General features: G+C 37.7%; 20 protein-coding genes and 1 other RNA gene. 10 read left to right on the forward strand and 11 right to left on the reverse strand.

Features of this window, described 5'->3' with window-relative positions:
- Positions 1–294: 294 nt before the first annotated feature.
- Both GFH32_RS05650 and GFH32_RS05655 read left to right on the forward strand, forming a co-directional pair.
- Positions 295–2562, forward strand: a complete 2268-nt coding sequence (locus GFH32_RS05650) for an alpha/beta hydrolase family protein (RefSeq protein ID WP_153510148.1) — start codon at positions 295–297, stop codon at positions 2560–2562.
- Positions 2563–2625: 63 nt separating this feature from the next.
- Positions 2626–4137, forward strand: a complete 1512-nt coding sequence (locus tag GFH32_RS05655) for an NAD(P)H-hydrate dehydratase (protein WP_153510149.1) — start codon at positions 2626–2628, stop codon at positions 4135–4137.
- A gap of 1 nt (position 4138) precedes the next feature.
- Here GFH32_RS05655 and rnhA read toward each other — a convergent pair whose 3' ends face one another.
- The 3 genes from rnhA to lon form a co-directional block, all read right to left on the reverse strand.
- The gene (rnhA, locus tag GFH32_RS05660) at positions 4139–4645 is read right to left on the reverse strand and encodes a ribonuclease HI (RefSeq protein ID WP_153510150.1); all 507 of its coding nucleotides are present in this window, start codon (positions 4643–4645) and stop codon (positions 4139–4141) included.
- A 15-nt stretch (positions 4646–4660) separates the two neighbouring features.
- Entirely contained in the window at positions 4661–5206 is a 546-nt protein-coding gene (locus GFH32_RS05665) for an FUSC family protein (RefSeq protein WP_153510151.1), read from the reverse strand.
- Between the two features lie 91 nt (positions 5207–5297).
- The gene (gene lon / locus GFH32_RS05670; RefSeq protein ID WP_153510152.1) at positions 5298–7763 is read right to left on the reverse strand and encodes an endopeptidase La; all 2466 of its coding nucleotides are present in this window, start codon (positions 7761–7763) and stop codon (positions 5298–5300) included.
- Between the two features lie 315 nt (positions 7764–8078).
- Here lon and GFH32_RS05675 point away from each other — a divergent pair, with 315 nt between their 5' ends.
- The gene (locus tag GFH32_RS05675) at positions 8079–8747 is read left to right on the forward strand and encodes a tetratricopeptide repeat protein (RefSeq protein WP_153510153.1); all 669 of its coding nucleotides are present in this window, start codon (positions 8079–8081) and stop codon (positions 8745–8747) included.
- Between the two features lie 145 nt (positions 8748–8892).
- Here GFH32_RS05675 and GFH32_RS05680 read toward each other — a convergent pair whose 3' ends face one another.
- Together GFH32_RS05680 and GFH32_RS05685 are read right to left on the reverse strand one after the other, a co-directional pair.
- Complete coding sequence (locus GFH32_RS05680) at positions 8893–9426, reverse strand: helix-turn-helix domain-containing protein (RefSeq protein ID WP_153510154.1); 534 nt, start codon at positions 9424–9426, stop codon at positions 8893–8895.
- A gap of 1 nt (position 9427) precedes the next feature.
- A complete protein-coding gene (locus GFH32_RS05685) occupies positions 9428–11458 on the reverse strand; it encodes a M3 family metallopeptidase (RefSeq protein ID WP_153510155.1) in 2031 nt (676 codons plus the stop codon).
- A gap of 114 nt (positions 11459–11572) precedes the next feature.
- Between GFH32_RS05685 and GFH32_RS05690 the strand changes: the two genes are divergently transcribed.
- The gene (locus GFH32_RS05690) at positions 11573–12043 is read left to right on the forward strand and encodes a hypothetical protein (protein ID WP_153510156.1); all 471 of its coding nucleotides are present in this window, start codon (positions 11573–11575) and stop codon (positions 12041–12043) included.
- 103 nt (positions 12044–12146) lie between these two features.
- On the opposite strand, the gene GFH32_RS05695 is transcribed toward GFH32_RS05690, so the two are convergent.
- Positions 12147–13262 (reverse strand): MBL fold metallo-hydrolase, encoded by a 1116-nt coding sequence (locus tag GFH32_RS05695; RefSeq protein ID WP_202111187.1) that lies wholly within the window; start codon positions 13260–13262, stop codon positions 12147–12149.
- A 199-nt stretch (positions 13263–13461) separates the two neighbouring features.
- Between GFH32_RS05695 and GFH32_RS05700 the strand changes: the two genes are divergently transcribed.
- On the forward strand, positions 13462–13698 hold the full coding sequence (locus tag GFH32_RS05700; RefSeq protein WP_153510157.1) for a hypothetical protein: 237 nt from the start codon (positions 13462–13464) through the stop codon (positions 13696–13698).
- Positions 13699–13824: 126 nt separating this feature from the next.
- Here GFH32_RS05700 and GFH32_RS05705 read toward each other — a convergent pair whose 3' ends face one another.
- Complete coding sequence (locus GFH32_RS05705) at positions 13825–15216, reverse strand: arginine decarboxylase (protein WP_153510158.1); 1392 nt, start codon at positions 15214–15216, stop codon at positions 13825–13827.
- A gap of 109 nt (positions 15217–15325) precedes the next feature.
- Between GFH32_RS05705 and argS the strand changes: the two genes are divergently transcribed.
- From argS to GFH32_RS05720, 3 genes are read left to right on the forward strand one after another with little or no spacing between them, the layout of a single operon-like run.
- The gene (gene argS / locus GFH32_RS05710; protein ID WP_153510159.1) at positions 15326–17110 is read left to right on the forward strand and encodes an arginine--tRNA ligase; all 1785 of its coding nucleotides are present in this window, start codon (positions 15326–15328) and stop codon (positions 17108–17110) included.
- Between the two features lie 2 nt (positions 17111–17112).
- Positions 17113–18186 carry a Gfo/Idh/MocA family protein gene (locus GFH32_RS05715; protein WP_153510160.1) on the forward strand — a complete coding sequence of 358 codons (1074 nt, stop codon included), beginning with the start codon at positions 17113–17115 and terminating at the stop codon, positions 18184–18186.
- The gene (locus GFH32_RS05720; protein ID WP_153510161.1) at positions 18186–19382 is read left to right on the forward strand and encodes a BaiN/RdsA family NAD(P)/FAD-dependent oxidoreductase; all 1197 of its coding nucleotides are present in this window, start codon (positions 18186–18188) and stop codon (positions 19380–19382) included. The genes GFH32_RS05715 and GFH32_RS05720 overlap by 1 nt, the downstream gene beginning before the upstream one ends.
- A 106-nt stretch (positions 19383–19488) precedes the next feature.
- Here GFH32_RS05720 and GFH32_RS05725 read toward each other — a convergent pair whose 3' ends face one another.
- Positions 19489–19911 carry a hypothetical protein gene (locus GFH32_RS05725; RefSeq protein WP_153510162.1) on the reverse strand — a complete coding sequence of 141 codons (423 nt, stop codon included), beginning with the start codon at positions 19909–19911 and terminating at the stop codon, positions 19489–19491.
- Positions 19912–20108: 197 nt separating this feature from the next.
- Here GFH32_RS05725 and rnpB point away from each other — a divergent pair.
- Positions 20109–20481, forward strand: an RNA gene (gene rnpB / locus GFH32_RS05730) — RNase P RNA component class A.
- Between the two features lie 42 nt (positions 20482–20523).
- On the forward strand, positions 20524–21906 hold the full coding sequence (locus GFH32_RS05735) for a sigma-54-dependent transcriptional regulator (protein WP_153510163.1): 1383 nt from the start codon (positions 20524–20526) through the stop codon (positions 21904–21906).
- A 65-nt stretch (positions 21907–21971) separates the two neighbouring features.
- On the opposite strand, the gene GFH32_RS05740 is transcribed toward GFH32_RS05735, so the two are convergent.
- The 3 genes from GFH32_RS05740 to GFH32_RS05750 all read right to left on the reverse strand — a co-directional run bounded on the left by GFH32_RS05740 (position 21972) and on the right by GFH32_RS05750 (position 24857).
- Positions 21972–22151, reverse strand: coding sequence for an LPXTG cell wall anchor domain-containing protein (locus GFH32_RS05740; RefSeq protein ID WP_153510164.1), 180 nt, complete (start codon positions 22149–22151; stop codon positions 21972–21974).
- A gap of 163 nt (positions 22152–22314) precedes the next feature.
- The gene (locus GFH32_RS05745) at positions 22315–23496 is read right to left on the reverse strand and encodes a homoserine dehydrogenase (protein ID WP_153510165.1); all 1182 of its coding nucleotides are present in this window, start codon (positions 23494–23496) and stop codon (positions 22315–22317) included.
- A 53-nt stretch (positions 23497–23549) separates the two neighbouring features.
- Positions 23550–24857, reverse strand: a complete 1308-nt coding sequence (locus GFH32_RS05750) for an O-acetylhomoserine aminocarboxypropyltransferase/cysteine synthase family protein (RefSeq protein ID WP_153510166.1) — start codon at positions 24855–24857, stop codon at positions 23550–23552.
- Positions 24858–24990 lie beyond the last annotated feature (133 nt).

The following is a 24990-nucleotide window of genomic DNA, read 5'->3' on the forward strand; positions in this document are numbered from 1 at the left end:
TTTGTTTCCCGAATAGCCTAAATCCTAGCTAAGAAGCCACCATATATTTTCATCCAATATCAGTTTTCATCATAGACGTAGTTTTCAAAAGTAAGTTGTACGCGGCTCAAGTTTAGCTTAGGCCTTTTTTATTAACTTATAAGGGCTCATGTAGGCCTAAGGTATGCTTGAAGTAGGCTAAACGTCCAAACAAAACCTGTTTTGAAAATAATTTTCGAGCGCGGATAAAAAAAATAAAATAATTTGTAACAATATCCAATTTATGTCGACTGATAGGGAAACATAAATTGAATAATGAAACAACCGATTTTTACCCTGGTATTTGTACTTTTGAGCATGTTAACAGCCAAAGCGCAAATTACTGGCGATTGGAAAGGAACCTTAGAAGTTCAAGGAACCAAGATGGACCTAATTTTCCATATCAGCCAAGACGGAGAAGCTTACAAAGCAACTTTAGACATTCCTGCACAAGGCGCTTCTGGCCTTGCAATGACGGAGACAAAATTTGAAAATAACAAACTTACTGTTGCTATGGCGCAGGCAGGTTTCTCTTATGAAGGTGAGCTGAAAGGCGAACTCGTAGAAGGTGTTTTCAAACAAGGCGGAGCAGAATTCCCATTAAAACTAAGCAAGACAAAAGTTTCTAAACCTGGAGACACGACTTTGGTTTCTTCAAGAGCCGAATTAGATCAGTTAATCGCTTTAGACAAGGGAGATTTCAAATACGAAGTGAAAGATTATTTTGCAAAACCTAATTCTTCACAATTTGCATTATCTCCAAATGGTAAATATATCTCTTACCGTGAAAAAGATGCGAATAATAAGCGTCATGTGATGATTAAGGAAGTCGCTACAGGAAAGGTAGTTCGTGCAATCGAAGAGAAGAATGAACTTATTCGTGGTATCGGCTGGGTAAATGATGAACGTTTGGTTTATGTAATGGATCAAGGTGGTAACGAAAATTATCACTTATATGCCGTTAACATTGATGGAACGAACAATATCGATTTAACTCCGTTTCCTGATGTACAAGCGGGTATTTTAAATATGTTGAAAGAGCAAAAAGACTTTATCATTATTCAAATGAATAAAGATAATAAACAAGTTTTCGAGCCTTATAAAGTGAATATTCATACAGGTGCTATGGAGAAATTGTTCACAAATACCGATCCTGAGAATGCTGTCGTTGGTTATGATTTTGATAAAGAAGGTAACTTAAGAGGTTACTCGAAAATGTTCAACGGAATAAATACACAATACTACTATAAAGTAAAAGGAAAGACTGATTTTGAACTGTTTGGAACAGGGAAATGGGATGATAGCTTCTCGATTCTTTCGTTCAACTACGCCTCTAAAAATCCGGATGAAGCTTACGTCTTGACGAACTTGGATTCAGATAAAGCGCGTATCATTCTTTATGATTTTGCGACGAAGAAAATTGTTAAGGAAATTTACTCCAACAAAGATTATGATGCAACAATTCTAGCCTTATCACGTAAACGTAACTGGGAAATCGATTATGTTGGTTTCGAGGGTGAGCGTGTAGAAATTAAACCCGTAAGTAAAACTTTCAAAAAACTATACGATAAATTTAGTAAGGAATTCCCGGGCTATGAGTATTCGATCGTTGGTAAAACGGATAACGAAGATCAGTATCTCGTGATGGTACAAAGCGATAAGTTGTACGGTCGTTATTATCATTTAGATGCGAAATCAGGGAAGACAACATTGTTGTACGATTTGATGCCGCAATTGAAAGAAGCGGATATGGCAGAGATGCGTCCGATAACTTTTAAATCACGTGATGGATTGACAATTCATGGATACATTACTTTACCGAAAGAGGCATTAAATGGCAAAAAAGTGCCATTGATTGTAAATCCACATGGAGGTCCTCAAGGTGTACGCGATAGCTGGGGATTTAATCCAGAGACGCAGTTATTCGCAAGTCGCGGATACGCAACCTTACAAGTAAATTTCCGTATTTCTGGAGGTTATGGTAAAGAGTTTTTACGCGCCGGATTTAATCAGGTTGGTCGTAAAGCTATGGATGACGTAGAAGACGGTATACAGTATGTGGTTGATCAAGGATGGGCAGATAAAAATAATGTGGCAATCTATGGAGCTAGTCATGGTGGATATGCGGTGTTAAGAGGCTTGACGAAAACCCCTGATTTGTATAAAGCAGGTGTTGATTATGTTGGAGTTTCAAACATCTTTACGTTATTAAATTCAATTCCAGAATACTGGAAACCTTATAAAGAAATGCTTTATCAAATTTGGTACAACCCAGATAAAGAAGATGAGGCAGCTATTGCAAAAGAAGTATCACCATTATTTCATGTTGATAAAATTAAAACGCCTTTATTCGTAGTACAAGGGGCAAATGATCCGCGTGTTAAAATTGCCGAAGCGGACCAAATTGTAAAAGCGTTACGTGCAAAAGGTGTTGATGTTCCTTATATGGTAAAATATGATGAGGGACATGGTTTCCATAAAGAAGAAAACCAAATCGAATTTTATAAAGCGATGATGGGATTCTTCCGTAAAACTTTAAATTAAACTGTTGTTAATTATGCGTAAAGCCCCTAAATTTAGGGGCTTTACCTTTTTATAGATACCCCGATGAAAATCCTTAACCCAAAGCAATTAAAATTAGTCGACGAAGAAACTGTGATTACTCAGCATATAAGCTCATGGGACTTGATGGAGCGTGCCTCTTCGGTATTTGTTGAGCAACTATTAGTTGATTTTCCGAAGCTGCTTTCTAGCCCTGTTTTCGTCGTTTGTGGCAAAGGAAATAATGGGGGTGACGGATTAGCAATCGCCCGGATCTTGAAGGCCAGAGCTGGACAGATAGAGGTCTTTTTGCTAAAATCGGAGCGATACAGTCAGGATAATGTGATTAATCAAGAAAAGTTAGGGCTGGCGAATATTCATTTCTTTACATTGAGCGATCAGATTGACTTTGCTAACGATGCAGTAATTATCGATTGTCTCTTTGGTTATGGCCTAGAAACAGCTTTAAGCGCAGAGTGGCAAAATATCATAGGGCAGATTAATGGGGGTGACTGCCTTCGAATTTCGGTCGATATGCCATCTGGACTTTCCTGCGAGACACATATTGCCAAGGGATCACCAATTATACATGCTGATATCGTTTATACTTTTCAAGTTCCCAAATTAAACTTATTGTTGCCCGAATATGCTCCTTACGTGGAGAAATTTAGTGTATTGGATATTGGTTTGGATAACGAGATCATACAAGAACAGGAGAGTAGCAACGAATATGTAAAGGAAGATCTGTTGATGCCCTTAATGCCGAAACGTAAGAAGTTTTCACACAAAGGAACTTATGGGCATGCGCTGGTTATAGGGGGGAGTTATGGCAAGCTAGGGGCGGTATTACTTGCTGCAAAAGCAGCTCTACGTTCGGGTTGTGGATTGATTTCAGCAGGCATTCCAAATTGTGGTCATAACGTTTTACAAACTGCATTTCCAGAAGCTATGTTATTTACCGACGATTCAGATCGGGAGCTTCGTAAATTCGATTTTCCAACGAATCTTTCTGCTATCGGAATTGGTGTCGGTATGGGTACTGAAGAGCAAACGTTTCAAGGCTTTTCTAGCTATCTTCAATCGCTTCCTAAAAATGCCAAATTGGTATTGGATGCCGATGCTCTGAATATACTTGCACTGCATCAAAATTTATTAACTTATTTGCCTGCCGATACGATCTGTTCTCCGCATCCGAAAGAATTGAGCCGACTGATAGGTGCATGGGAGAGTGATTATGAGAAACTTTCAAAAGCAAAAGCATTCGCCGCGAAGCATCAAATTTATTTGATAGTGAAAGGCGCAAATTCAGTGTTATTGTGTCCTGATGGAGCTTTGTTTTTTAACTCAACAGGGAATCCTGGAATGGCTACTGGAGGATCTGGCGATGTATTGACAGGAATTTTGACCAGCTTGCGCGCACAAGGATATCATGCTAAAGAAGCGGCCATACTTGGAATGTATATTCATGGATTAGCAGGAGATTTAGCATCTGCTAAAATTGGAGAGGCGAGTTTAATTGCTTCAGATATTATTCAGTACCTACCAGCTGCGTTTAATCAATTGGTAGGCAGATCATAGTTTAGATATCCATTCCTTTTTGCATTTCTACTTCAAAGACGGAGTCTATTTTCCAATTGGCTTTATCTTTTGAAGCTTTTACAGCTAGTTGATCACATCGCTCATTCAAAGGATGTCCGGCATGTCCTTTCACCCAAACAAGTTTGACTTTATGGAGCTTATGTAGCGACATAAGTCGCATCCATAGATCTTTGTTTTTCTTACCTTGGAAGCCTTTTTGAATCCAACCGAATACCCACTTCTTATCGATCGCGTCAATTACATATTTGGAATCAGAAAAGATTGTGACCTGCTGATTGATGCTTTTCAACGCTTCTAGACCAATAATCACCGCGAGCAATTCCATTCTATTATTGGTTGTTTTACGAAAACCTCCTGAAAACTCTTTTTCAATTAGTTTGCCTTGATATGCAGGATTTGTTCCGGTATAGATGGTTCGTAGTATTGTTCCATAGCCTCCAGGCCCTGGGTTTCCGCTCGATGCACCATCAGTATAAAGTTCAATCATTACCGCAAAAATAAACTAATTTCCCGAATTCGGAGCCTCCGAGTCGGCTAAGTATTTATCGATCAAGTAATGCTTTAGTCCTGAGGTGATAATAACTATAACCAAACCGATGATACAACCAAGCCCTGTAGATACCGCACGATAAATCGGTGTATAGGCAATTTGAGTATGATGTGGTTCAATCATTATTATTAGTAATGCGACGATAGCCACTCGCGCCATATTCATGATATTGAATACGCGACAACAGATAATCGTGAGTATTATCCCTGCGGCAATTGAATAGACAGATTGTGGTAATACCCAGACACAAATCATCGCTACACTAGACCCGATACAGTTTGATTTGAAGCGCTCTATTGATAGTCGCTTGGAATCTTTCTCTTCGGGAGAAATAACTAGAATAATCGAGAGCAAGGCCCAAAAAATCTCAAACTCCCTGTATTTATTATAGAGTAAATAGCCAATCAGGAATCCTAATAGGCAACGGAGTGTATAGATTAATAGAGGAGATGTAACTAATTTTCGAACAATTTGCTTTGTAACGCTGTCGCCTTTCATCGCTACAAAAGTAAGGCTTGTGATTCAGTATAAAAAGGAAAAGCCATTTGATTAATCAAATGGCTTTTCTTTTTGTTAAGATATAAGTCACTTATTTCGTTACTTCACGTACAAGTTTTTTTGCGTTTTTCACTTTACTATCTAATAAAGCGAGTTTTACTACTTCTTTCATGTCGGTCACATAGTGGAATTTTAAATCTTTTACGTAGTCTTCTTTTATTTCCAAAATGTCTTTTTGATTCGACTTGCAAAGGATAATCTCTTTGATATTAGCTCGTTTTGCCGCAAGAATTTTTTCTTTAATACCTCCAACAGGAAGTACTTTTCCACGAAGCGTAATTTCTCCGGTCATGGCTAATTTTTCTTTAACTTTACGTTGGGTAAATAGCGACGCTAAGGCAGTCAACATAGTAATCCCTGCAGAAGGACCGTCTTTAGGTGTTGCACCCGCAGGAACATGGATGTTGACATCCCACTGATCGAAAACAGTGTAGTCAATCCCAAAGTCTTCGGCATGCGAACGAAGGTATGCCATGGCAATAGCCGCAGATTCTTTCATAACATCACCTAAATTTCCTGTGAGACTTAATTTTCCTTTCCCCGGACTTAAGCTTGATTCAATAAATAAAATATCACCGCCTACAGAAGTCCAAGCTAAGCCTGTCACAACACCAGCGATATCATTGTTTTCATATAAATCTTTATCAAAGATTGGTGCGCCTAATATTTCTTCAATATCCGAAACACCAAGGTTTGGTTCATACGGTTTTTCCATTACTATCCGGGTGGCAACACCGCGAACAACAGAACCAATCTTTTTCTCTAATCCACGGACACCAGATTCGCGTGTATATTCTTCAATAATCTTTTCGATCATCTTTGGTTTCAAGCTAATGTCTTTGGCTTGTATCCCATGCATTTCACGTTGTTTCGGTAACAAGTGCTTTTTAGCAATCTCAATTTTCTCCTCGATGGTATATCCATTGACCTCTATAATCTCCATACGGTCTAATAAAGCAGGCTGAATACCGCTTAGCGAGTTTGCTGTCGCTATAAACATCACTTTGGATAGATCATACTCCATTTCTACATAATGATCGTAGAAATTGGTGTTTTGTTCTGGATCTAATACTTCTAATAAAGCTGAAGATGGGTCTCCTTTGAAATCAGAACCAATCTTATCGATTTCATCCAATACGAATACAGGATTCGAAGCACCTGCCTTTTTTAAAGATTGAATGATTCGACCAGGCATGGCACCTATATATGTTTTACGGTGTCCACGTATTTCGGCTTCATCGCGAATACCACCTAAAGCCATACGCGTATATTTTCTGCCCAACGCACGAGCGATAGATTTTCCTAAGGATGTCTTACCTACTCCTGGAGGGCCAACAAGACATAGAATAGGTGCTTTCATATCATTCTTTAACTTTAATACCGCTAAATATTCGATGATACGTTGTTTTACCTTTTCTAATCCGTAATGATCTTTGTCTAATATTTTTTCAGCACGTCGTAAGTCGAAGTTATCCTTGGTATATTCTGCCCAAGGTAAGTCTAACAACAATTCTAAATAGTTCAATTGCACTGAATAATCTGCCGCAGCAGGATTTATACGCGCTAATTTCTCTGTCTCTTTATTAAAATGCTTTGCAACATCCTCTGGCCATTTTTTGCTTTTCGAACGTTTCTTTAACTCTTCAAGCTCCAAATCAGGGGTATTACCACCCAATTCTTCTTGAATTGTTTTTAGTTGCTGGCTCAAGAAGTAATCGCGTTGTTGCTTATCTAGATCGACACGAACTTTATTTTGAATCTGATTTTTCAATTCCAACATTTGAATTTCAGTCGTCAGATATTCCAACAATTGTTTTGCGCGCTTAACAAAGTCCTTTGTTTCCAATAGGTCTTGTTTATCTTCTAATTCAAGCGAAAGATTGGATGCAATAAAATTGACAAGGAATGTAGGGCTTTCGATGTTTTTAATAGCAATTCCAGCCTCGCTAGGTAAATTTGGAGACAATTGTATAATCTGCAATGCTAGTTCCTTCACTGAAGAAATTAACGCTTTAAACTCCTTGCTATTTGTTTTTGGTTTCTCTTCAGGGAACTTATCGACCTTCGCAGTCATATAAGGCTCCGACTGAACCAGTTCCACCAATTTAAAACGTTGTTTGCCTTGAATAATAACTGTCGTATTTCCATCAGGCATTTGAAGAATTTTGATAATGTGGGCTACCGTTCCGACTTTATGTAGTTGTTCGAAAGTAGGGTCCTCGACAATCATATCTTTTTGGGATACGACACCAATGGTTCGATTTCCTTTATAGGCATCTTTAACCAACTTGATCGACTTATCTCTACCAACAGTAATTGGAATTACAACACCAGGAAATAATACGGTATTGCGTAAAGGGAGAATCGGTAATACCTCAGGAATCTCCGCATCGCGCATTTCGTCTTCATCTTGTTGGGTTAACAGTGGGAAGAATTCTGTTTCCTCGTTTATGATAGGTAATGTTTGTTCAAAGTTGAATGCGTTGAATTTACTCATATTTTCATATATCGTTATGCCGACATCTTGTCATTAAAATCAGCGATAAATATCTTTTTACAGTTGATTACATATAATGCAACAGCAATGCCAAGGGTAAATTTTTGGTATTATTTATGCTAATGAAGAGTAAAACTGTTAAATCGTCAGTATTTTGCTGTTCATTGACAGCGTTTTAATTTAGCGCAAAGGTAAGTCAATTATCGTAAAATGTGGAAATGTTTATAACTATTGATTGTGGTCTTAAACTATTTAACAGATTTTTACTCTATGGAGTAGTGGACTGCTCTAACAGGCAATGAAAAACAATTAGAAATGAATATTAATAAAATCAATACACAGATGAAGTCTTTAAAAATTGGATTAGCAACGGTAGCATTAGCATTGAGTACAGTAGCTGTACAAGCGCAAGAGAAGCAACATAGTGACCCAAATGTACGTGCTGGGGAGAAAGCATTATTGGATGGAGATTTTAAAACTGCTGCAGCGCAATTTGAAAAAGCACTTCCGACTTCAGGGACAGATCCTGATGTGGTTTATTTATTAGGATATTCACAATTTCAGAACGGTGAATACAAGAAATCGATCGGGTCATTCAATAAAGTAATCGGATTGGATGCAAAGAACGTTCATGCTTATTATTATAAAGCAAAAGCAAACAATAATATCGCTGTAAACCGTGAGGTAAAATTGAAAGAGTCCGAGCGCGAAGCATTATTGCAATCGGCTATTGCTGACTATACAAAAGCAATTGCTATTAACGCAAATGATGCTAAATTATATCAAAATCGTGCCATCGCTTACCGTGATCTAGGAATCTTAACAGGTACTAAATCATCATCAAATTACAATAAAACGTCAGCAACAGAAGCTTACAACAAAGCGGTTGCAGATTACGAAAAAGTTTTAAGCTATGACGCTTCGCGTAAGGATATCCAAACGGAAGTTAAAAAAGCGAAAGTTTATCGTGACAATTTGAAATAGAAACTGTTTTTGATTCGAAATCAAAAACTATGCAAATAAAGAAAGGCAACATTGATTAATGTTGCCTTTCTTTATTTTTGATGGTGTTGCAGATAAAACAACTTTGTCCGATTCTATCTCAAAAATAATTTCTTAAATAGATGTCCTAATACTTGGCATCCGACTTAAACTTAGAAGGGGTGGATCCAGTTATTTTTTTAAATTGTGCGCTTAGATGTGCAACACTGCTGTATTGTAATTTATGAGCGATTTCTGCCAGCGAGACATCGTATTGTAATAACTCTTTCACTTTTTCAATACGCAGTTTGATTAGGTATTTCTCGATACTCTCACCCTGTATTTCGGAGAATATGGTGCTTAGATAGCTGTACTCATAACTAAAACGATCGATCAAATATTGCGAGGTCTTCAAGCTGTTTCCATCTGTCTGATTGACTAATTCTAAGAGTGCAATCTTTATCTGTTCGACCAATTGCGTTTTTCGGTCATGCAAGATTTCAAAGCCGATCGCTTGAAGTTCCTGCTCAAGATCTTTAAGTTCTGAATCTTCAAACAATCGATTAGTATTGATTTGTCCAATTTGTACCTGCGAATAGGACAAATCGAGTTTGTGCATAATCTGCTCTACAGCCATTATGCATCGTGGGCAAACCATATTCTTAACACGTACAACGTTCATCTTAATCAATTAATCCTGCTCGTCTTAATAGCGGTTCAACAGAAGGTTCTTTTCCTCTGAATGCCTTGTATAATTCCATCGGGTGCATAGTGCCTCCTTTAGATAAAATATTATCCTTGAATTTCTTCGCTACTTCTTTGTTGAAAATGCCATTTTCCTTGAAGTATTCAAATGCGTCTGCATCAAGTACTTCCGCCCATTTATAACTATAGTATCCCGAAGAATAACCACCATTAAAAATATGTGAGAACGATGGACTCATAGCGTTGTCCGCGATGTCAGGATAAATGTTGGTATTTGCAAATTGCTCCAATTCAAACGTTTTGACGCTTTTAATCGCACTTGGATCTTGCCCGTGCCAGCCCATGTCTAATAATCCGAAGCTCAGTTGTCTAACCGTTGCTAAACCTTCTAAGAAGGCAGCACTCTCTTTGATTTTTTCAACATACTCCATCGGTAGTGATGCGCCAGTTTCATAGTGCTTGGCGAATAGTGCTAATGCTTCTTCTTCATAACACCAGTTCTCCATCACTTGGCTTGGTAATTCTACGAAATCCCAATAAACGGAAGTACCCGATAGTGTAGGGTAGGTCGTATTGGCTAACATGCCATGTAATGCATGTCCAAATTCATGGAATAAAGTCGTTACTTCATTGAAGGTCAACAAAGACGGTTTTGTTGCAGTTGGTTTTGTGAAATTGCAGACAATAGAAACGTGTGGTCTTTCGTTGTTCCCATCCTGAATATATTGTGGTTTGAAAGAAGTCATCCAGGCTCCATTTCTCTTTCCTTTTCGCGGAAAGAAATCAGCATAAAAGATCGCGACTAAACCACCAAGGTTGTCTCTTACTTCAAAAGTCTGAACGTCTGGATGATATTTGTCTATCGTTCCTACTTCTTTGAAATTGATGTCAAATAATCTATTGGCGATATCAAACGCGCCTTGAAGTACATTTTCTAATTTGAAATATGGTTTCAGTTTTTCATCGTCTAAGTTGAATTTTAACTGTTTCAATTTTTCACTGTAATAAGCGGAATCCCACTTTTCGAGTTGTGCGATACCGTCGATTTCTTTAGCAAATGCGGAAAGCTCAGCAAACTCATTTTCGGCCGCTGGTTTTCCCTTTTCCAGCAAATCATTGAGAAATGTTTTTACGGTCTCCGGATCTTTGGCCATACGTTCTTCCAATACGAAATGCGCATGTGTTGGATAACCTAATAAATTAGCTCGTTGATGTCTTAAGTTGACAATGCGCAGAACCAATTCTTCGTTGTTATTATCGTTTGTTTGAAAAGCTTTTTTACCAGCAGCGATGGCTAATTCTTCACGTCTTGCTCTATTTTCTGCATAAGTCATGAAGGGGATATAGCTTGGGTAGTCTAGTGTGATCAGCCAGCCTTCTTTTTCTTGTTCTTTCGCTAGTTCATGAGCGGCTTCTATCGCGCCTTCAGGTAAGCCCGCAAGTTCCACCGGATCTAACAAATGCATCTGATAAGCATTGCTGTCCGCTAAGACATGCTCACCATATTTTAGCTTTAGTACGGACAATTCAGCGTCAATGTCGCGTAGTTGCTGCTTCTTGTCTTCGGGTAGTAAAGCGCCATTACGAACAAAATCTTTATAATTTTTCTCTAAAAGGGTAAGTTGTTCTACGCTGAGGTTGAATTGTTCTTTTTTGCTGTAGACAGTTTTTATTCGCTCAAACAGGTCCTTGTTCAATGTAATGTCATTGCTTAGCTTAGAAAGCTTCGGAGCTATCTCCTGAGCAATTTTATCTAACTCATCGTTGGTCTCTGCGGAATGTAGGTTGAAGAATATGTTTGAAATCCGGTCTAGTTTCATTCCTGAATACGCTAATGCAGCGATCGTGTTTTCAAAATCGGCAGGTTTTGAATTGGCAACCAACTGATCAATCTCATTTCGAGTTTCTGTAATTGCATCTTCGAATGCAGGTAGAAAATCAGACTGTTGAATTGAAGAAAATGGTGCAGTATCGTGTGCCGTATTAAATGGTGTTGTAAGCAAATTCATAACATAAAGTTACAACAAAATAACATAGCTATGGGTTTACAAACATTTTAAATGATTAGTTTTGACGGTAACATTACGTACATTTTCACCGTTATTAATATTAAAGGAAATTTTATGAACAGAAAAATCAGAGCTTGTTTTTCGATGTGTTTGTTGTTGATGGGTACACAAGCTTGCAATTCAGGTAAATCAGATAATTCAAGTCAGTCAAATGATTCGACTGCAGTCGAACATGTGGAATCAGCTAGTCTTCCAGGGACCTACGAATATGTGGGGAATGCAGACACGATTCGCTTAGATCTGCATACCAAGCAGGATTCTGTTTACGGTCAATTACTTTATGCATTAGGTGAGAAGGATCGTAATGTCGGAGATTTTAAAGGTGTTATTAAAGGGGGACAGCTAATCGGTGAATATTATTTTATGTCGGAAGGACTTGCGTCTGTTCGCGATATGATATTTAATGTGACGAAGGAGGGTTTGCTAGAAGGTTATGGTGAGGTCGAAGAACGCGACGGAGGCTTTCGTTTTATCGATACCAAAAATCTGAAGTTTAATCATGGGATGTTGCTAATTAAGAAATAGCGAATACTGTTATTTAAGAAATAAAAAAGGAAGGATATGGATTCACGTCGGTTTATTGACCAGTGATTTCATATCCTTCCTTTTTGCTAAACTAATCTTTTTGTTAGTTTATTCCTTCCCACCAATGTTTAGTTATATTATTTTGATTTAAGAATATAATTTGTCCCATTTGAGGGGTCAGCAAAGCTTGTCCCTGTTTTTCTGCCTCTGCAGAAATACGAATCATCGGCTCGTCCCAAGCATGATTTGCTAATGGGAATTTAGAGTTGTGGACGGGGATTAAATTCTTTGTCTTTAATTCCTTCGCTGCCGATATAGCTTCCTCAGGCATTAGATGAATGTAATGCCACATATCGTTATATTGGCCGTTTTCGATTATACTGAAGTCGAATGGTCCGTATTTGTCTCCAATTTCTTTGAAGTGTTTACCGTATCCACTATCTCCTCCAATGAAGATGTTATAGTCTGGAGTTTTTAAAACAAAGGAAGACCAGAGACTTGTATTTCGTTTGAACCATCTGCCAGAAAAGTGCCTTGCGACATTTGCTGTAAATGTTAGTGAATCGATGGTTTCTGATTCTCCCCAGTATAGCTCATGTATTCGTTCTGCAGGATATCCCCATTTTTCCAAATGAGCACCGACACCAACACTGGTAATAATCTGCTTCGCTTTATTTTTGAAGCTCATGAAGGTGGGATAATCAAGATGGTCAAAATGATCGTGCGTTATCAGTAACACATCTACTTCTGGCATGTCGTCCACTTGATATGTATACGTCATGTCGAAAGCTTTTACTCCAAATGGAACTGGAGAAGCATGTTTACTAAAAACTGGATCTACGAGGATTCGTTTACCATCAATTTGAAGAAAATAGGAGGAGTGTCCAAACCAAACATACACATCTTGATCTAATGGAATGTTTTTAAGGTCGGTCTGAATCACAGGTAATGGGGTGCTTGGTATATTACGTTTGTCCTTGTCGAAAAAAAACTTACGAAGCATAGTGAATTGTGAAACGCCTTCTTTGACAGCCGGTGTTATTTCGATATTTTGAAAAACACCGTCTTTGAATGTTTTCGTGGACTCCATTCGATGAAGTCTTTCGCCTGACGCTAAAGCGCCGATGGTATCTGATATGCCTAATAAATAGATAAATAATGCAGTTAGAACTACCAATGTTAATATTACATACAACATGTATCTAAGGATCTTTTTCATATTAATGGGGCGCAAGATATAACAATGTTTCGTTTCATTTTTATGGAAGATCAAAAAGACGCAATATTTTACTTTCAATTGAAAATTCACGAAAATATGTTAATTAATAATATTAATCAATAAATAAAATGTTGTGTATTTATTAATAATAAGTTAATATTGCATAGTTATCTTTATGTGTATTTAAGTGAACAAGCCGATGGATTTGATGAACAACAATGAGGTTTCCCCCTTAGTCGAATCTTTCAAGAATTTGGATTCAAAGTATCAATCGTTCTTAGAAAGAGAGGGAAGATGGTTAGGCGGAAGTCTAACAAACGTACTAACCAACACGAAAAACTCCTCCAATGAGGATGTTATCCAAGTAAAACGGGATGTTTTTAATATGTTGCCATCTAACATTAAGGCTGACATTATCAGTCTCGTTCAAGTATAGGTTAGAGTTAGTTTGGTGGCTAGTATTGAATATGGTGCATCATGCATACAAATCAAAAAAAGACCATCTTTTTTAAGATAGTCTTTTTTTGATTATTCATTCGAAGCTATTCGGATTGGCCGAATGCTATTGATATCCCAATAATTTCATTACTTGTTTGGAGTTCTGTTCTTCTCCAAAAACTTCGTAATTGAACGTTTCATCTCTATTCCTGCGCACTAAAACATGTTTAGGGGATGGTAGGAGACAATGGTGTATTCCTCCATATCCACTCAACACTTCTTGGTAAGCTCCAGTATGGAAGAAACCTAAGTACTGTACCTTTCTAGTTTTAGGCATAAATACAGAGTTCATATGTGCTTCTTGATTGTAATAATCTTGGCCATCACATGTAATTCCGCCTAGATTGACACGCTCGTACTCAGAATCCCAATTGTTTATTGGCAAGAGAATATATTTTTGATTCAATGCCCAAACGTCCGGTAAGTTTGTAATAAAGGATCCATCGAGCATTAACCATTTTTCGCGATCGTTCTGTTGTTTACGTCCTAAGACTTTATACAAAATACCAGAGGCTTCAGCGACTGTATATTTTCCAAATTCTGTGATAATATCTGGTTCAACAACCTCGTGATGTGCACAGATTTGTTTAATACGATTTACAATTTCATTGACCATGTATTCATAATCGAAATCATGAACTAATGAATCTTTGAAAGGCATACCTCCACCAATATCTAGGGTATCCAATTCTGGATTGATTTTCTTGAATTTGCAATACAATGTTACATACTTTTCAAGTTCGTTCCAGTAATACGGTGTGTCCGAAATACCTGAATTAATAAAGAAGTGAAGTAATTTCACTCGGAAGTTCGGATTTTCAGCAATCTTGCTATTGTAGAAATCGATAACGTCTTCTAAACGAATGCCTAAACGAGAAGTATAAAATTGCGAGTCTGGTTGTTCCTCAGCGGCAATTCGAATACCTAAGTTACAAGGTTCTGATAGTTCGATTTCATCGTCATACATGTTGAATTCTTCTTTATTATCCAGAACTGGGATAATATTATGGTATCCATCATGTAACATATCTACAATATATTGCTTGTATTGGAAGGTTTTGAAACCATTGCAGATCACGGTAATGTCTTTGTTTACTTTACCTTGTCTCTCCAAAGCATCAATCATTGGCATGTCAAAAGCGGACGAAGTCTCTAAGTGGATATCGTTCTTTAACGCTTCTTCTACAATATGTTTAAAGTGTGATGACTTGGTGCAATAACAATACTTGTAAGTACCGCGATAGTTGTATTTCAACATGGCTGTTTGAAACAAAATCTTCGCTTGTTGTATCTTCTTGCTAATAATAGGGAGATAAGTAAAACGTAACGGCGTACCGTACGTTTCTATCATTTCCATCAAATTCAAATCGTGGAAGTACAATTCGTCATCGATAATATCGAATCCGTCTTGCGGAAAACCAACACTTAAGTCAAGAAATTCCTGATAGCTCTGCATTTTTTATTATTTTTGGCAAAGATATACTTTCGTAATGAATACATAAATATTATTGCAGTTATTTTTTGAATTCATTATCAGAAAGTTAAGAATATTACGAAATATTTACATGGCAAATTCAATTCAAGAACTGCTTATTGAGAAGACAGTTGAAGCAGTAAGTACACTATATGGTTCTGAAATTCCAGCAGAACAGATTAGTTTGCAGGAAACACGAAAAGAGTTCGAAGGTCAAATTACAGTTGTTGTTTTTCCTGTAACACGCTTTTCGAAGAAATCTCCTGAAGTAACAGGTACTGAGATTGGAACATATCTACAGCAAGAGATTAGCGAGATCACCGCTTTCAATGTTATTAAGGGATTCTTGAATTTAAGTTTTTCAGATGACTATTGGGTTAATTTACTCAATGATACGATTCTAACGGAAAGTTTTGCGCAAGTCCCTAAGAATGGTCAAAAGGTGATGGTTGAATACTCTTCACCAAATACAAATAAGCCTTTACACTTAGGTCATATCCGTAACAATCTGTTAGGATATGCTGTTGCGGAGATTTTAGCCGCAGCTGGTTACGAAGTAATCAAAGCAAACTTGGTCAACGATAGAGGTATTCATATTTGTAAATCGATGTTGGCTTGGCAGAAGTTTGGAGAAGGACAAACTCCGGAGTCTACGGGTATGAAAGGTGACCATTTAGTTGGTAAGTACTATGTAATATTCGATAAAGAATACAAAAAGCAGATTGAGGAATTAAAAGCAGCGGGTCAATCGGAAGATGACGCAAAAAAGAATGCGTCTCTAATCAAAGAAGCTCAGGCGATGTTACAGCAATGGGAAGCAGGAGATGAAGAAGTTATGTCTCTTTGGAAAACCATGAACAGCTGGGTTTACGCGGGCTTCGATAAAACATATAAGCAACTAGGTGTAGATTTTGATAAGTTCTATTACGAATCGGACACCTATTTGTTGGGGAAAGATATTATTCAAGAAGGACTTGATAAAGGAGTTTTCTTTAAGAAAGAAGATAATTCCGTTTGGATTGATTTGACTGCAGAAGGCCTTGATGAAAAACTTGTGCTTCGTGGTGATGGAACTTCCGTTTATATCACGCAGGATTTAGGTACCGCACAACTTAAATACGATGAATTCAAGATGAATGAATCAATTTATGTTGTAGGTAACGAGCAAGATTATCACTTCAAAGTGCTGTTCGCTATTTTGAAAAAACTAGGTAAGGAATGGGCGCAGGGTTTATTTCATCTTTCTTATGGGATGGTTGATTTGCCACAGGGTAAGATGAAGTCGAGAGAAGGTACTGTGGTAGATGCTGACGATTTAATGCAGGAAATGTTGGATACCGCTCAGCAACGCACGGAAGAATTGGGTAAAACTGAGGGATTGGAAGAAGATGAAAAAGCTGCTTTATACCAGACATTGGGTTTGGGGGCATTGAAATATTTCTTGTTAAAAGTTGATCCTAAGAAGCGTTTATTGTTCAATCCGAATGAATCTGTCGATTTTCAAGGTCATACAGGACCATTTATACAATATACGCATGCTCGAATTAAATCAGTATTACGAAAAGCAGACTATCAAAAAGATGCTAAAAAAGTAATACCAGCAACGATATCAACTTTTGAGCGTGATCTGATCCAAGCAATTGCTGGTTATCCGGCTATAATTGCTGTAGCGGCAAAAGAATTTAGTCCAGCACAGATTGCGAATTACGCTTATGAATTAGCTAAACTATATAATAAATTCTATCACGAAGAGAATATCTTAAAGGCTGAAGATGAGGATGTAAAACAATTTCGTTTACATTTATCAGCTGCAGCAGCTAAAGTTATCTCTGGATCTATGAAATTACTAGGAATTCAAGTTCCTGAAAGAATGTAATCATGACAAAATTAAACGTTGGATTAATTGGGTTCTCTATTGGGGGACATGTGTTTCATGCGCCATTTATTGCTGGAAATGCTGATTTAAACTTGTATAAGGTAACTGCGCGTAAGCCAGATCAACAAAAGATGCTCGCTGAACGATATCCTGAAGCTATTGCGGTGCAATCTGCAGACGATATCATTAATGATCCAGCGGTAGATATTGTTGTTGTAGCTACATCAAATGATGTGCACTTTAGCCTTGCTAAGCAAGCGCTGGAGGCAGGTAAGCATGTTGTTGTAGAGAAACCCTTCACCAATTATTCTGTTGAAGCAGACGAGCTTATTTCGCTTGCTAAGCAAAAAGGATTGATCTTGTCAGTACATCATAACGCGCGATATCATTCGGATTTCAAAACGGTTAAGAAGGTTTTGGCATCAGGTAGATTAGGTCGAGTTGTAAATTATGAAGCACGATTTGATCGTTTCCGTAATTTTCTTCGTCCGGGAGCTTGGCGTGAAGAAAACTTGCCAGGATCGGGCATTCATTATGATTTAGGTGCTCACCTGATTGATCAGGCTTTGCAATTGTTTGGTAAACCTGATTCCATTTACGCCGATTTGCGTGTACAACGCGATAATGCAAAGGCAATTGATGATTTTGAATTTATACTATCCTATTCAGGGATTAAAGTGTCATTGAAAGGCCAGATGTTGGCAAAGATTCCAACAGCGCGATTTGCGGTCTACGGAACCAATGGTTGTTTCGTGAAATGGGGTGTGGATTCACAAGAGAATATGCTTAGAGAAGGAGCCATGCCACATGAACATGCAGATTGGGGTGTTGAACCAGACGACATACAAGGCACCCTGGCTATTCTAGAAGATGGAAAAGACGTCAATGAACGCGTTGTGAGTGAAGTTGGTTCAGGTCAAGATTTCTACCATAATGTGGTAGCCGCTATTCGCAACGAAGAACTTTTGTTTATCACTCCTGAGCAAGCTAGAGATGTGATTCGTATTTTAGAACTGGCCGAATTATCTTGGAAAGAACAACGCGTTGTTTCTTTAGAGGGTGAACTGATATCCTAATGAATAATTACGACGCAGTTATTATTGGAGCAGGTGCTTGCGGTTTAATGTGTGCCGCGCAGGCTGGTCTACTCGGTAAAAAGACCTTGTTAATCGAGCGCAACGAAAAGCCTGGAGCAAAAATCCTTATTTCTGGTGGTGGGCGTTGTAATTATACCAATATTCATACGTCCGTTGATAATTTTGTATCCGAGAATTCGAAGTTTTTAAACGCCGTTTTTTCGCAATGGACAGTAGATGATACCCTAAATTTCTTTGAACAATACGGAGGGATAACAGGGCAGGAGAAGACTCTTGGCCAGCTTTTTCCTGTGTCTAATAAAGCAAAAGATATTGTAGCGACTTTCAGTAGCCTGTTATATGACACTGGTCAAGATCTTTGGCTAAATACAGAAGTTAAACAAGTTCACAAGCTAGCAGAAGGTTTCGAAATTGTTGTTGATCGCGGGGGAAGCTCACAAACGATTGTTGCAAAGAAAGTCGTGATGGCTTCAGGAGGTCTTCCTGTGGCTAAACTAGGGGCATCGGATTTTGCACTTCGCGTCGCTAAGCAATTTGATATACATGTCGTGCCAACGGCAGCTGCGCTTGTTCCACTGACGATTACGGGAAAAGATGCCGATTGGTACGCATCACTTGCTGGAAATTCTGTTTTCGCGAGGGTCTATAACGATAAGATCGCTTTTGAGGAAAATATTCTCTTCACTCATTGGGGACTTAGTGGTCCCGCAATCCTTCAGATATCTTCATATTGGAAAGCAGGGGAGCAATTTACAATTGATTTGCTACCAAAATTTAAGCTGGAAGACGTTATTAAACAAGAACGTAATGAGGGTGGTAAACGAACCGTTGGTCAGTTATTGAATGATTATTTTACAAGGAAGATGGTCGAGGCTTTAGGAAAATACCTTCCATTAGATATTAAAATCGCTTCCCTCAGTAAAGTCGATGCAAAACTTATTGTAGATGTCGTACACCGATTTAAAGTTAAGCCTGCGGGAGATAAGGGGTATGATAAGGCAGAAGTAATGCGTGGTGGCGTTTCGACAGAAGAGCTTCATGCTAAAAACCTCGAATCGAAGAAGATAAGTGGTCTTTATTTTGGTGGAGAAGCTGTTGATATTACAGGTTGGTTAGGCGGCTACAATTTTCAATGGGCATGGGCTGCAGGTTTCGTCATTGCTCAAGATCTTTAACATTCTTTCCTTAAAAGGAAATAGCCGCACTGAGTGCAGCTATCTTTGGGTCATTAGTTTCCTTAATTAAAGTTTTTCTTCCTTTTTTATTAGCATTCCTTTTCTATTAATTAAATGTGTATTCAAACTTTGCCTCTTCTTTCGCTGCATCTTTAATGATGATATCCTTGGTGGATGCTGCATTATCATTGACTTTAATTTCCAATTTTACCGTTGACGGTTTATCCACTTTCGCGCGGATATAGATTTTCTCACCCTTTTTAGGGATTTTTCTAGTCGTACTAATTGCTTCGCCAATTTTATAATCTTTTTTCTCTTCTTCAGCCTTGCTTCCAATGAAAAATACGCTTGATATTTTAGCATCTTTGTCACTTATCGACAGAATCTTATAGGAAATCTTGGCATCCATTGGGTATTTATTAATTGGCTTTGGCTTGTTTTTTTTGTCATCATCACAAGAAGTTATGAAAATGAAGGCCACAAGCGTCGCTACTTTAATGCCCGCTCTCAATGAAATTAGTTTTTTCATAAAATGAATAAGATAAAAATAAATAATAGTAATTAAATAAAACAATTGTCGACTAATGTTTTGTAGTTATACGATACTTGTAATCAAAACGCTACAACAAACTATGTTTAGATGTTATTTATTTTTCTTTTATAAATTATTCTGAATAAGAAGGATAATAGAGAACCTATCTATATTTTTCCTACTTTTGCATACTGAAGCAAACTGGTTCTATCGCTGCTCTGTGTTTAAACAGAGAAGAGGAAAGTCCGGGCAACAAAGAGCGACACGCTTCCTAACGGGAAGGCTATTTAAAATAGACAGCAAGTGCCACAGAGAATATACCGCCTTGCAAAAGGTAAGGGTGAAAACGTGAGGTAAGAGCTCACGGTATTGTATGGCGACATGCATTACGGTAAACCTCGTGTGTTGAAAGACCAAATAGGTTACGAGTTCGGAAAGCTGCTCGTTTTCTGCCTTCGGGCACTCGTAATGGGTAGGTTGATGGAGCTTGTGTGTAAATGCAAGCCTAGATAAATGATAGAAATTCAGTAATGGATACAGAACCCGGCTTACAAAGTTTGCTTCTTTTTGATTTGTTTAATATTTACCAATAAACTTGAAAGACATAATATGACAACAGTTTTAATCATCGATGATGAGCGTCCGATACGTAGTTCTTTACGAGATATCTTGGAGTATGAAGATTATAAAGTATTAGACGTCGACAACGGCGAAGATGGGCTAAAAATATTAAAAAAGGAGAAAATCGATCTTGTTCTTTGCGATATCAAAATGAATAAGATGGATGGTATGGAAGTTTTGAGTACTGCAAAAGAGTTCTCAGACGTTCCTTTTATCATGGTTTCTGGTCACGGTACGATTGAAACTGCCGTAGAGGCCGCGAGGAAAGGTGCATTCGACTTCTTAGAAAAGCCGTTAGATTTAAATCGTCTTTTAATTACTGTTAGAAATGCGTTAGAAAAAAGCTCTTTAGTTAAGGAAACAAAAGTTCTGAAACGTAAGTTCTCAAAAACCAAAGAGATCTTAGGTAGTTCAACGGGTATCAGTTTAATTAAAGATACTATTGATAAAGTTGCTCCAACCGAAGCGAGAGTATTAATTACAGGTGCTAATGGTGCAGGTAAGGAATTAGTCGCTCGCTGGTTACATGAAAAGTCTTCACGTGCCGCCTCTCCATTAATCGAAGTTAACTGTGCTGCAATTCCATCCGAATTGATTGAGTCCGAATTGTTTGGACACGAAAAGGGATCATTTACTTCGGCTGTTAAACAACGAATTGGTAAGTTTGAACAAGCAAACGGTGGTACCTTGTTTTTGGATGAGATTGGCGATATGAGCTTATCAGCCCAAGCAAAAGTACTTCGTGCCTTACAGGAACATAAAATTACACGTGTAGGAGGGGAGAAAGAGATCGATGTCAATGTACGTGTGATCGCGGCAACAAATAAGAATTTATTGCAGGAGATTGAAGACGGTAATTTCCGCATGGACTTGTATCACAGATTAAGTGTAATCTTAATCCATGTGCCTTCCTTAGCAGAGAGAAAAGATGATATTCCAACTTTGGCTACTGCATTCTGCGAAGAAATATGTGCTGAATATAGTATGCCAGTAAAGCAAATCACGCCTGACGGGATGAAAGCTCTACAATCTTTACCTTGGACTGGGAATATTCGCGAGCTTCGTAATATGATTGAGCGTTTAATCATTCTTTGCGATAAGAAGATTACGGAAGTAGATGTACGCATGTTTGCTAACCCAGAAAGCATTTCTTCAGTTCCTAAATCAACCGGTTCCTCTGATAGCGCAGAAGGATTTGATTTTGAGCAATTTACTTCATTTCAGGATTTTAAAGATTACTCCGAATGCGAGTTTATCAAATATAAGCTAGAAAAGAATAACTGGAATGTCTCGAAGACGGCAGATGATTTAGATATTCAACGTAGTCACTTGTATAGCAAAATTGAAAAATTTGGTTTAAAGAGAGACTAAAGAAAAAGGAATTAAAATAAAAAGCCTCGCAATTTGCGAGGCTTTTTATTTTTCTAGCTATAATCCTAGTCGTTGAATTTTCTTTTCTGCTTTCTATAAAGCATAAAGATTACGACCACTAATAAAATCACACCAATCACTGCATAGGATGAATTTGACGTTTTATGGACTTGCGAAGTACTATCTTGCGCGAAAGCGCTGATTGCCGCCACATTCATCAATGCCAAGACATTCCATTTTCTCATAATACTCAGAATTTAAAGTTTATTTTTAAATATAGTAAATATATTAAGCAAAAACCATGTCATTTATTTTTCTAAAATAAAATTATTTTTAAGGATGGAGAGAATTGGTAGGTAATTACGAAAAAAAAGCGCAATAATTATTGCGCTTTTCTTCTTTTCAATTTTAGATTATTTCGGCTATGAAATTTCCTTGCTGATGAATGATCGATCTTTTATCAATTATCTCTTGGATGTTTATCGTACCAATCACATATTTGTGATTTTCACTGTAGAAACGCTCGGAGATATTGATGAAATTAATATTTTCTAAGATATCTTCCTCTTCATATCTGAAATATGCAGTAATTGTATAGTCTTTCGTGTATTTTACACGCTCGGCATCTAAATGTTTTTTGTATTCATAACGATAATCATATCGTAATGCCGTAATATCAGATAATACTGCTGATCCTGTCGGGTGTCCTCCAGCGCCTTTACCTAAGAAAAATTGTTCATCGGCAAATGCCGCTTTTACTAACACTCCATTGTATTCATTCTCAACATTAAAGAGGATATTAGACTTTTTAATGAATTTCGGAAGAACATATAGAACCACTTGTTTATTGTCAATTTCTTTGGCTAATGGAATCAACTTGATCTTATAGTCTTTCTCGCGAGCATAGCGTATATCAGCGTCTCCTAGCGTATCAATTCCTAGATTCAAGATCTCTTCTGGATTAATGTATAATCCATAAGCATGAGAAGCAACAATAGCTAATTTGAATTTCGGGTCAAAACCGCCAACATCTAATGTTGGGTCGGTTTCTGCGAATCCTAAATCTTGCGCTTTTTTTAGTGCAACATCATAACTCTGACCTTCATTGAATATTTTCGATAGAATATAGTTTGAAGACCCATTGAAAATACCACTTACAGAATGCAATAGTTCATTGTCATAGTACTCTTCTAAATTACGAATGATTGGAATACTTCCGCAGACAGCACCTTCATATAGCAAAGAAGTGCCGTGTTGATGTTGAATCTCAACAAGTTCTTCTAAATGCGTCGCAATCATTTTCTTGTTTGCTGATACGACATTTTTGCCAGTAGATAGGGCGCGTTTCGTTATTTCAAATGCTGCATCAGCATCATCAATTAGCTCAACTACCGTATTAATTTCAGGATCATCTAATATGACATTCGCATCCGTGGTAAATAGTTCAGCTGGGAGACTTCTTTTCTTATCTGCATTTTTGATTACAAACTTCTTAATCTCTAGATTTAAATCCTTCGTTTTGATGATATCGTATAATCCTTGGCCGACTACGCCGAATCCAAACATCCCGATAACCAGTTTTTTACTCATGGTATACTTTTAGTGTGCTCTTTTCTTTTTTTATATTCTACTAATCGTTCAAACTATTTGATTTTCTCAAATGCTTGTTCTAGATCTGCTTTGATATCCTCGATGTGTTCAATACCAACTGACAATCTTAATTGTCCTGGTGCTACCCCTGCTTTTAATTGATCTTCAGCACTCAATTGTTGATGGGTTGTTGCTGCTGGATGAATAATTAGCGTTTTCGCATCTCCAACATTCGCAAGGTGACTAATTAATTGAAGAGAGTCAATAAATTCATTTGCTTTTTCAACTCCGCCTTTTACCGTGAACGATAGCACTGCTCCATAACCATTCTTCAAATACTTTTGTGCATTTTGATGATAAGGATGATTCTTTAATCCTGGGTAGCTTACTTTCTCAACTTGAGGATGAGCATCTAACCATTGTGCAATTTCTAACGTATTGTCAACATGTCGTTGAACACGAAGTGATAATGTTTCCAAACCCTGTACTAATAAGAACGAGTTGAAAGGTGATAGGGCAGGGCCAAAGTCTCTTAATCCTTCAACACGTGCTCTAATTGCAAATTGAATATTTCCAAAAGGTCCGTTTTCACCGAATACGTCAGCAAATACAAGTCCATGATATCCTTCAGAAGGTTCAGAGAATTGCTTGAACTTACCATTCCCCCAGTTGTAGTTACCACCATCGATGATGACACCACCAATACTAGTTCCATGACCGCCAATCCATTTGGTTGCTGATTCAACAACGACATTAGCACCATGTTCTAAAGGTTTAAATAAATAACCACCAGCACCGAATGTGTTATCAACGATTAAAGGCAAATCATGTTTTTTAGCTACAGCCGAGATGCGTTCGAAATCAGGGATGTTATAGCTCGGGTTTCCGATTGTCTCTACGTAAATAGCTTTTGTTTTATCATCGATTAATGCTTCGATATTGTCTGCGTCTGTATCTGCTGCAAAACGAGCTTCGATACCTAATCGTTTGAAAGATACTTTGAATTGGTTATAAGTACCGCCGTAAAGATTTGCACCAGAAACAAAGTTGTCGCCTGCTTCCAAGATATTCGTTAGTGCGATAAATTGAGCTGCCTGTCCCGATGCAACTGCAACTGCTGCAACACCTCCCTCTAAAGCTGCAATGCGTTTTTCAAACACATCGGTTGTAGGGTTCATGATGCGGGTATAGATATTTCCGAATTGTTTTAATGCGAATAAATTAGCTCCATGTTCTGCATTGTTGAAAACATATGAGGAAGTTTGATAGATTGGTACGGCCCTAGATCCTGTAGTTGGGTCAACTTCTTGTCCTGCATGTACCTGTAATGTTTCAAATTTTAAGTTTTTAATATCAGCCATTGTTGTAGATTTTTAAAATGATAAATAATGAATTGTTTTCTTTTTTGTGTTGCTTTTGGTCGTCTTGTAAAGGTATGTAGATTCCACAACGGTAGAACCCAGTTAGATACCGACGACTATCGCATTCGTGAAC

This window comes from Sphingobacteruim zhuxiongii, assembly GCF_009557615.1.
Classification (GTDB): domain Bacteria; phylum Bacteroidota; class Bacteroidia; order Sphingobacteriales; family Sphingobacteriaceae; genus Sphingobacterium; species Sphingobacterium zhuxiongii.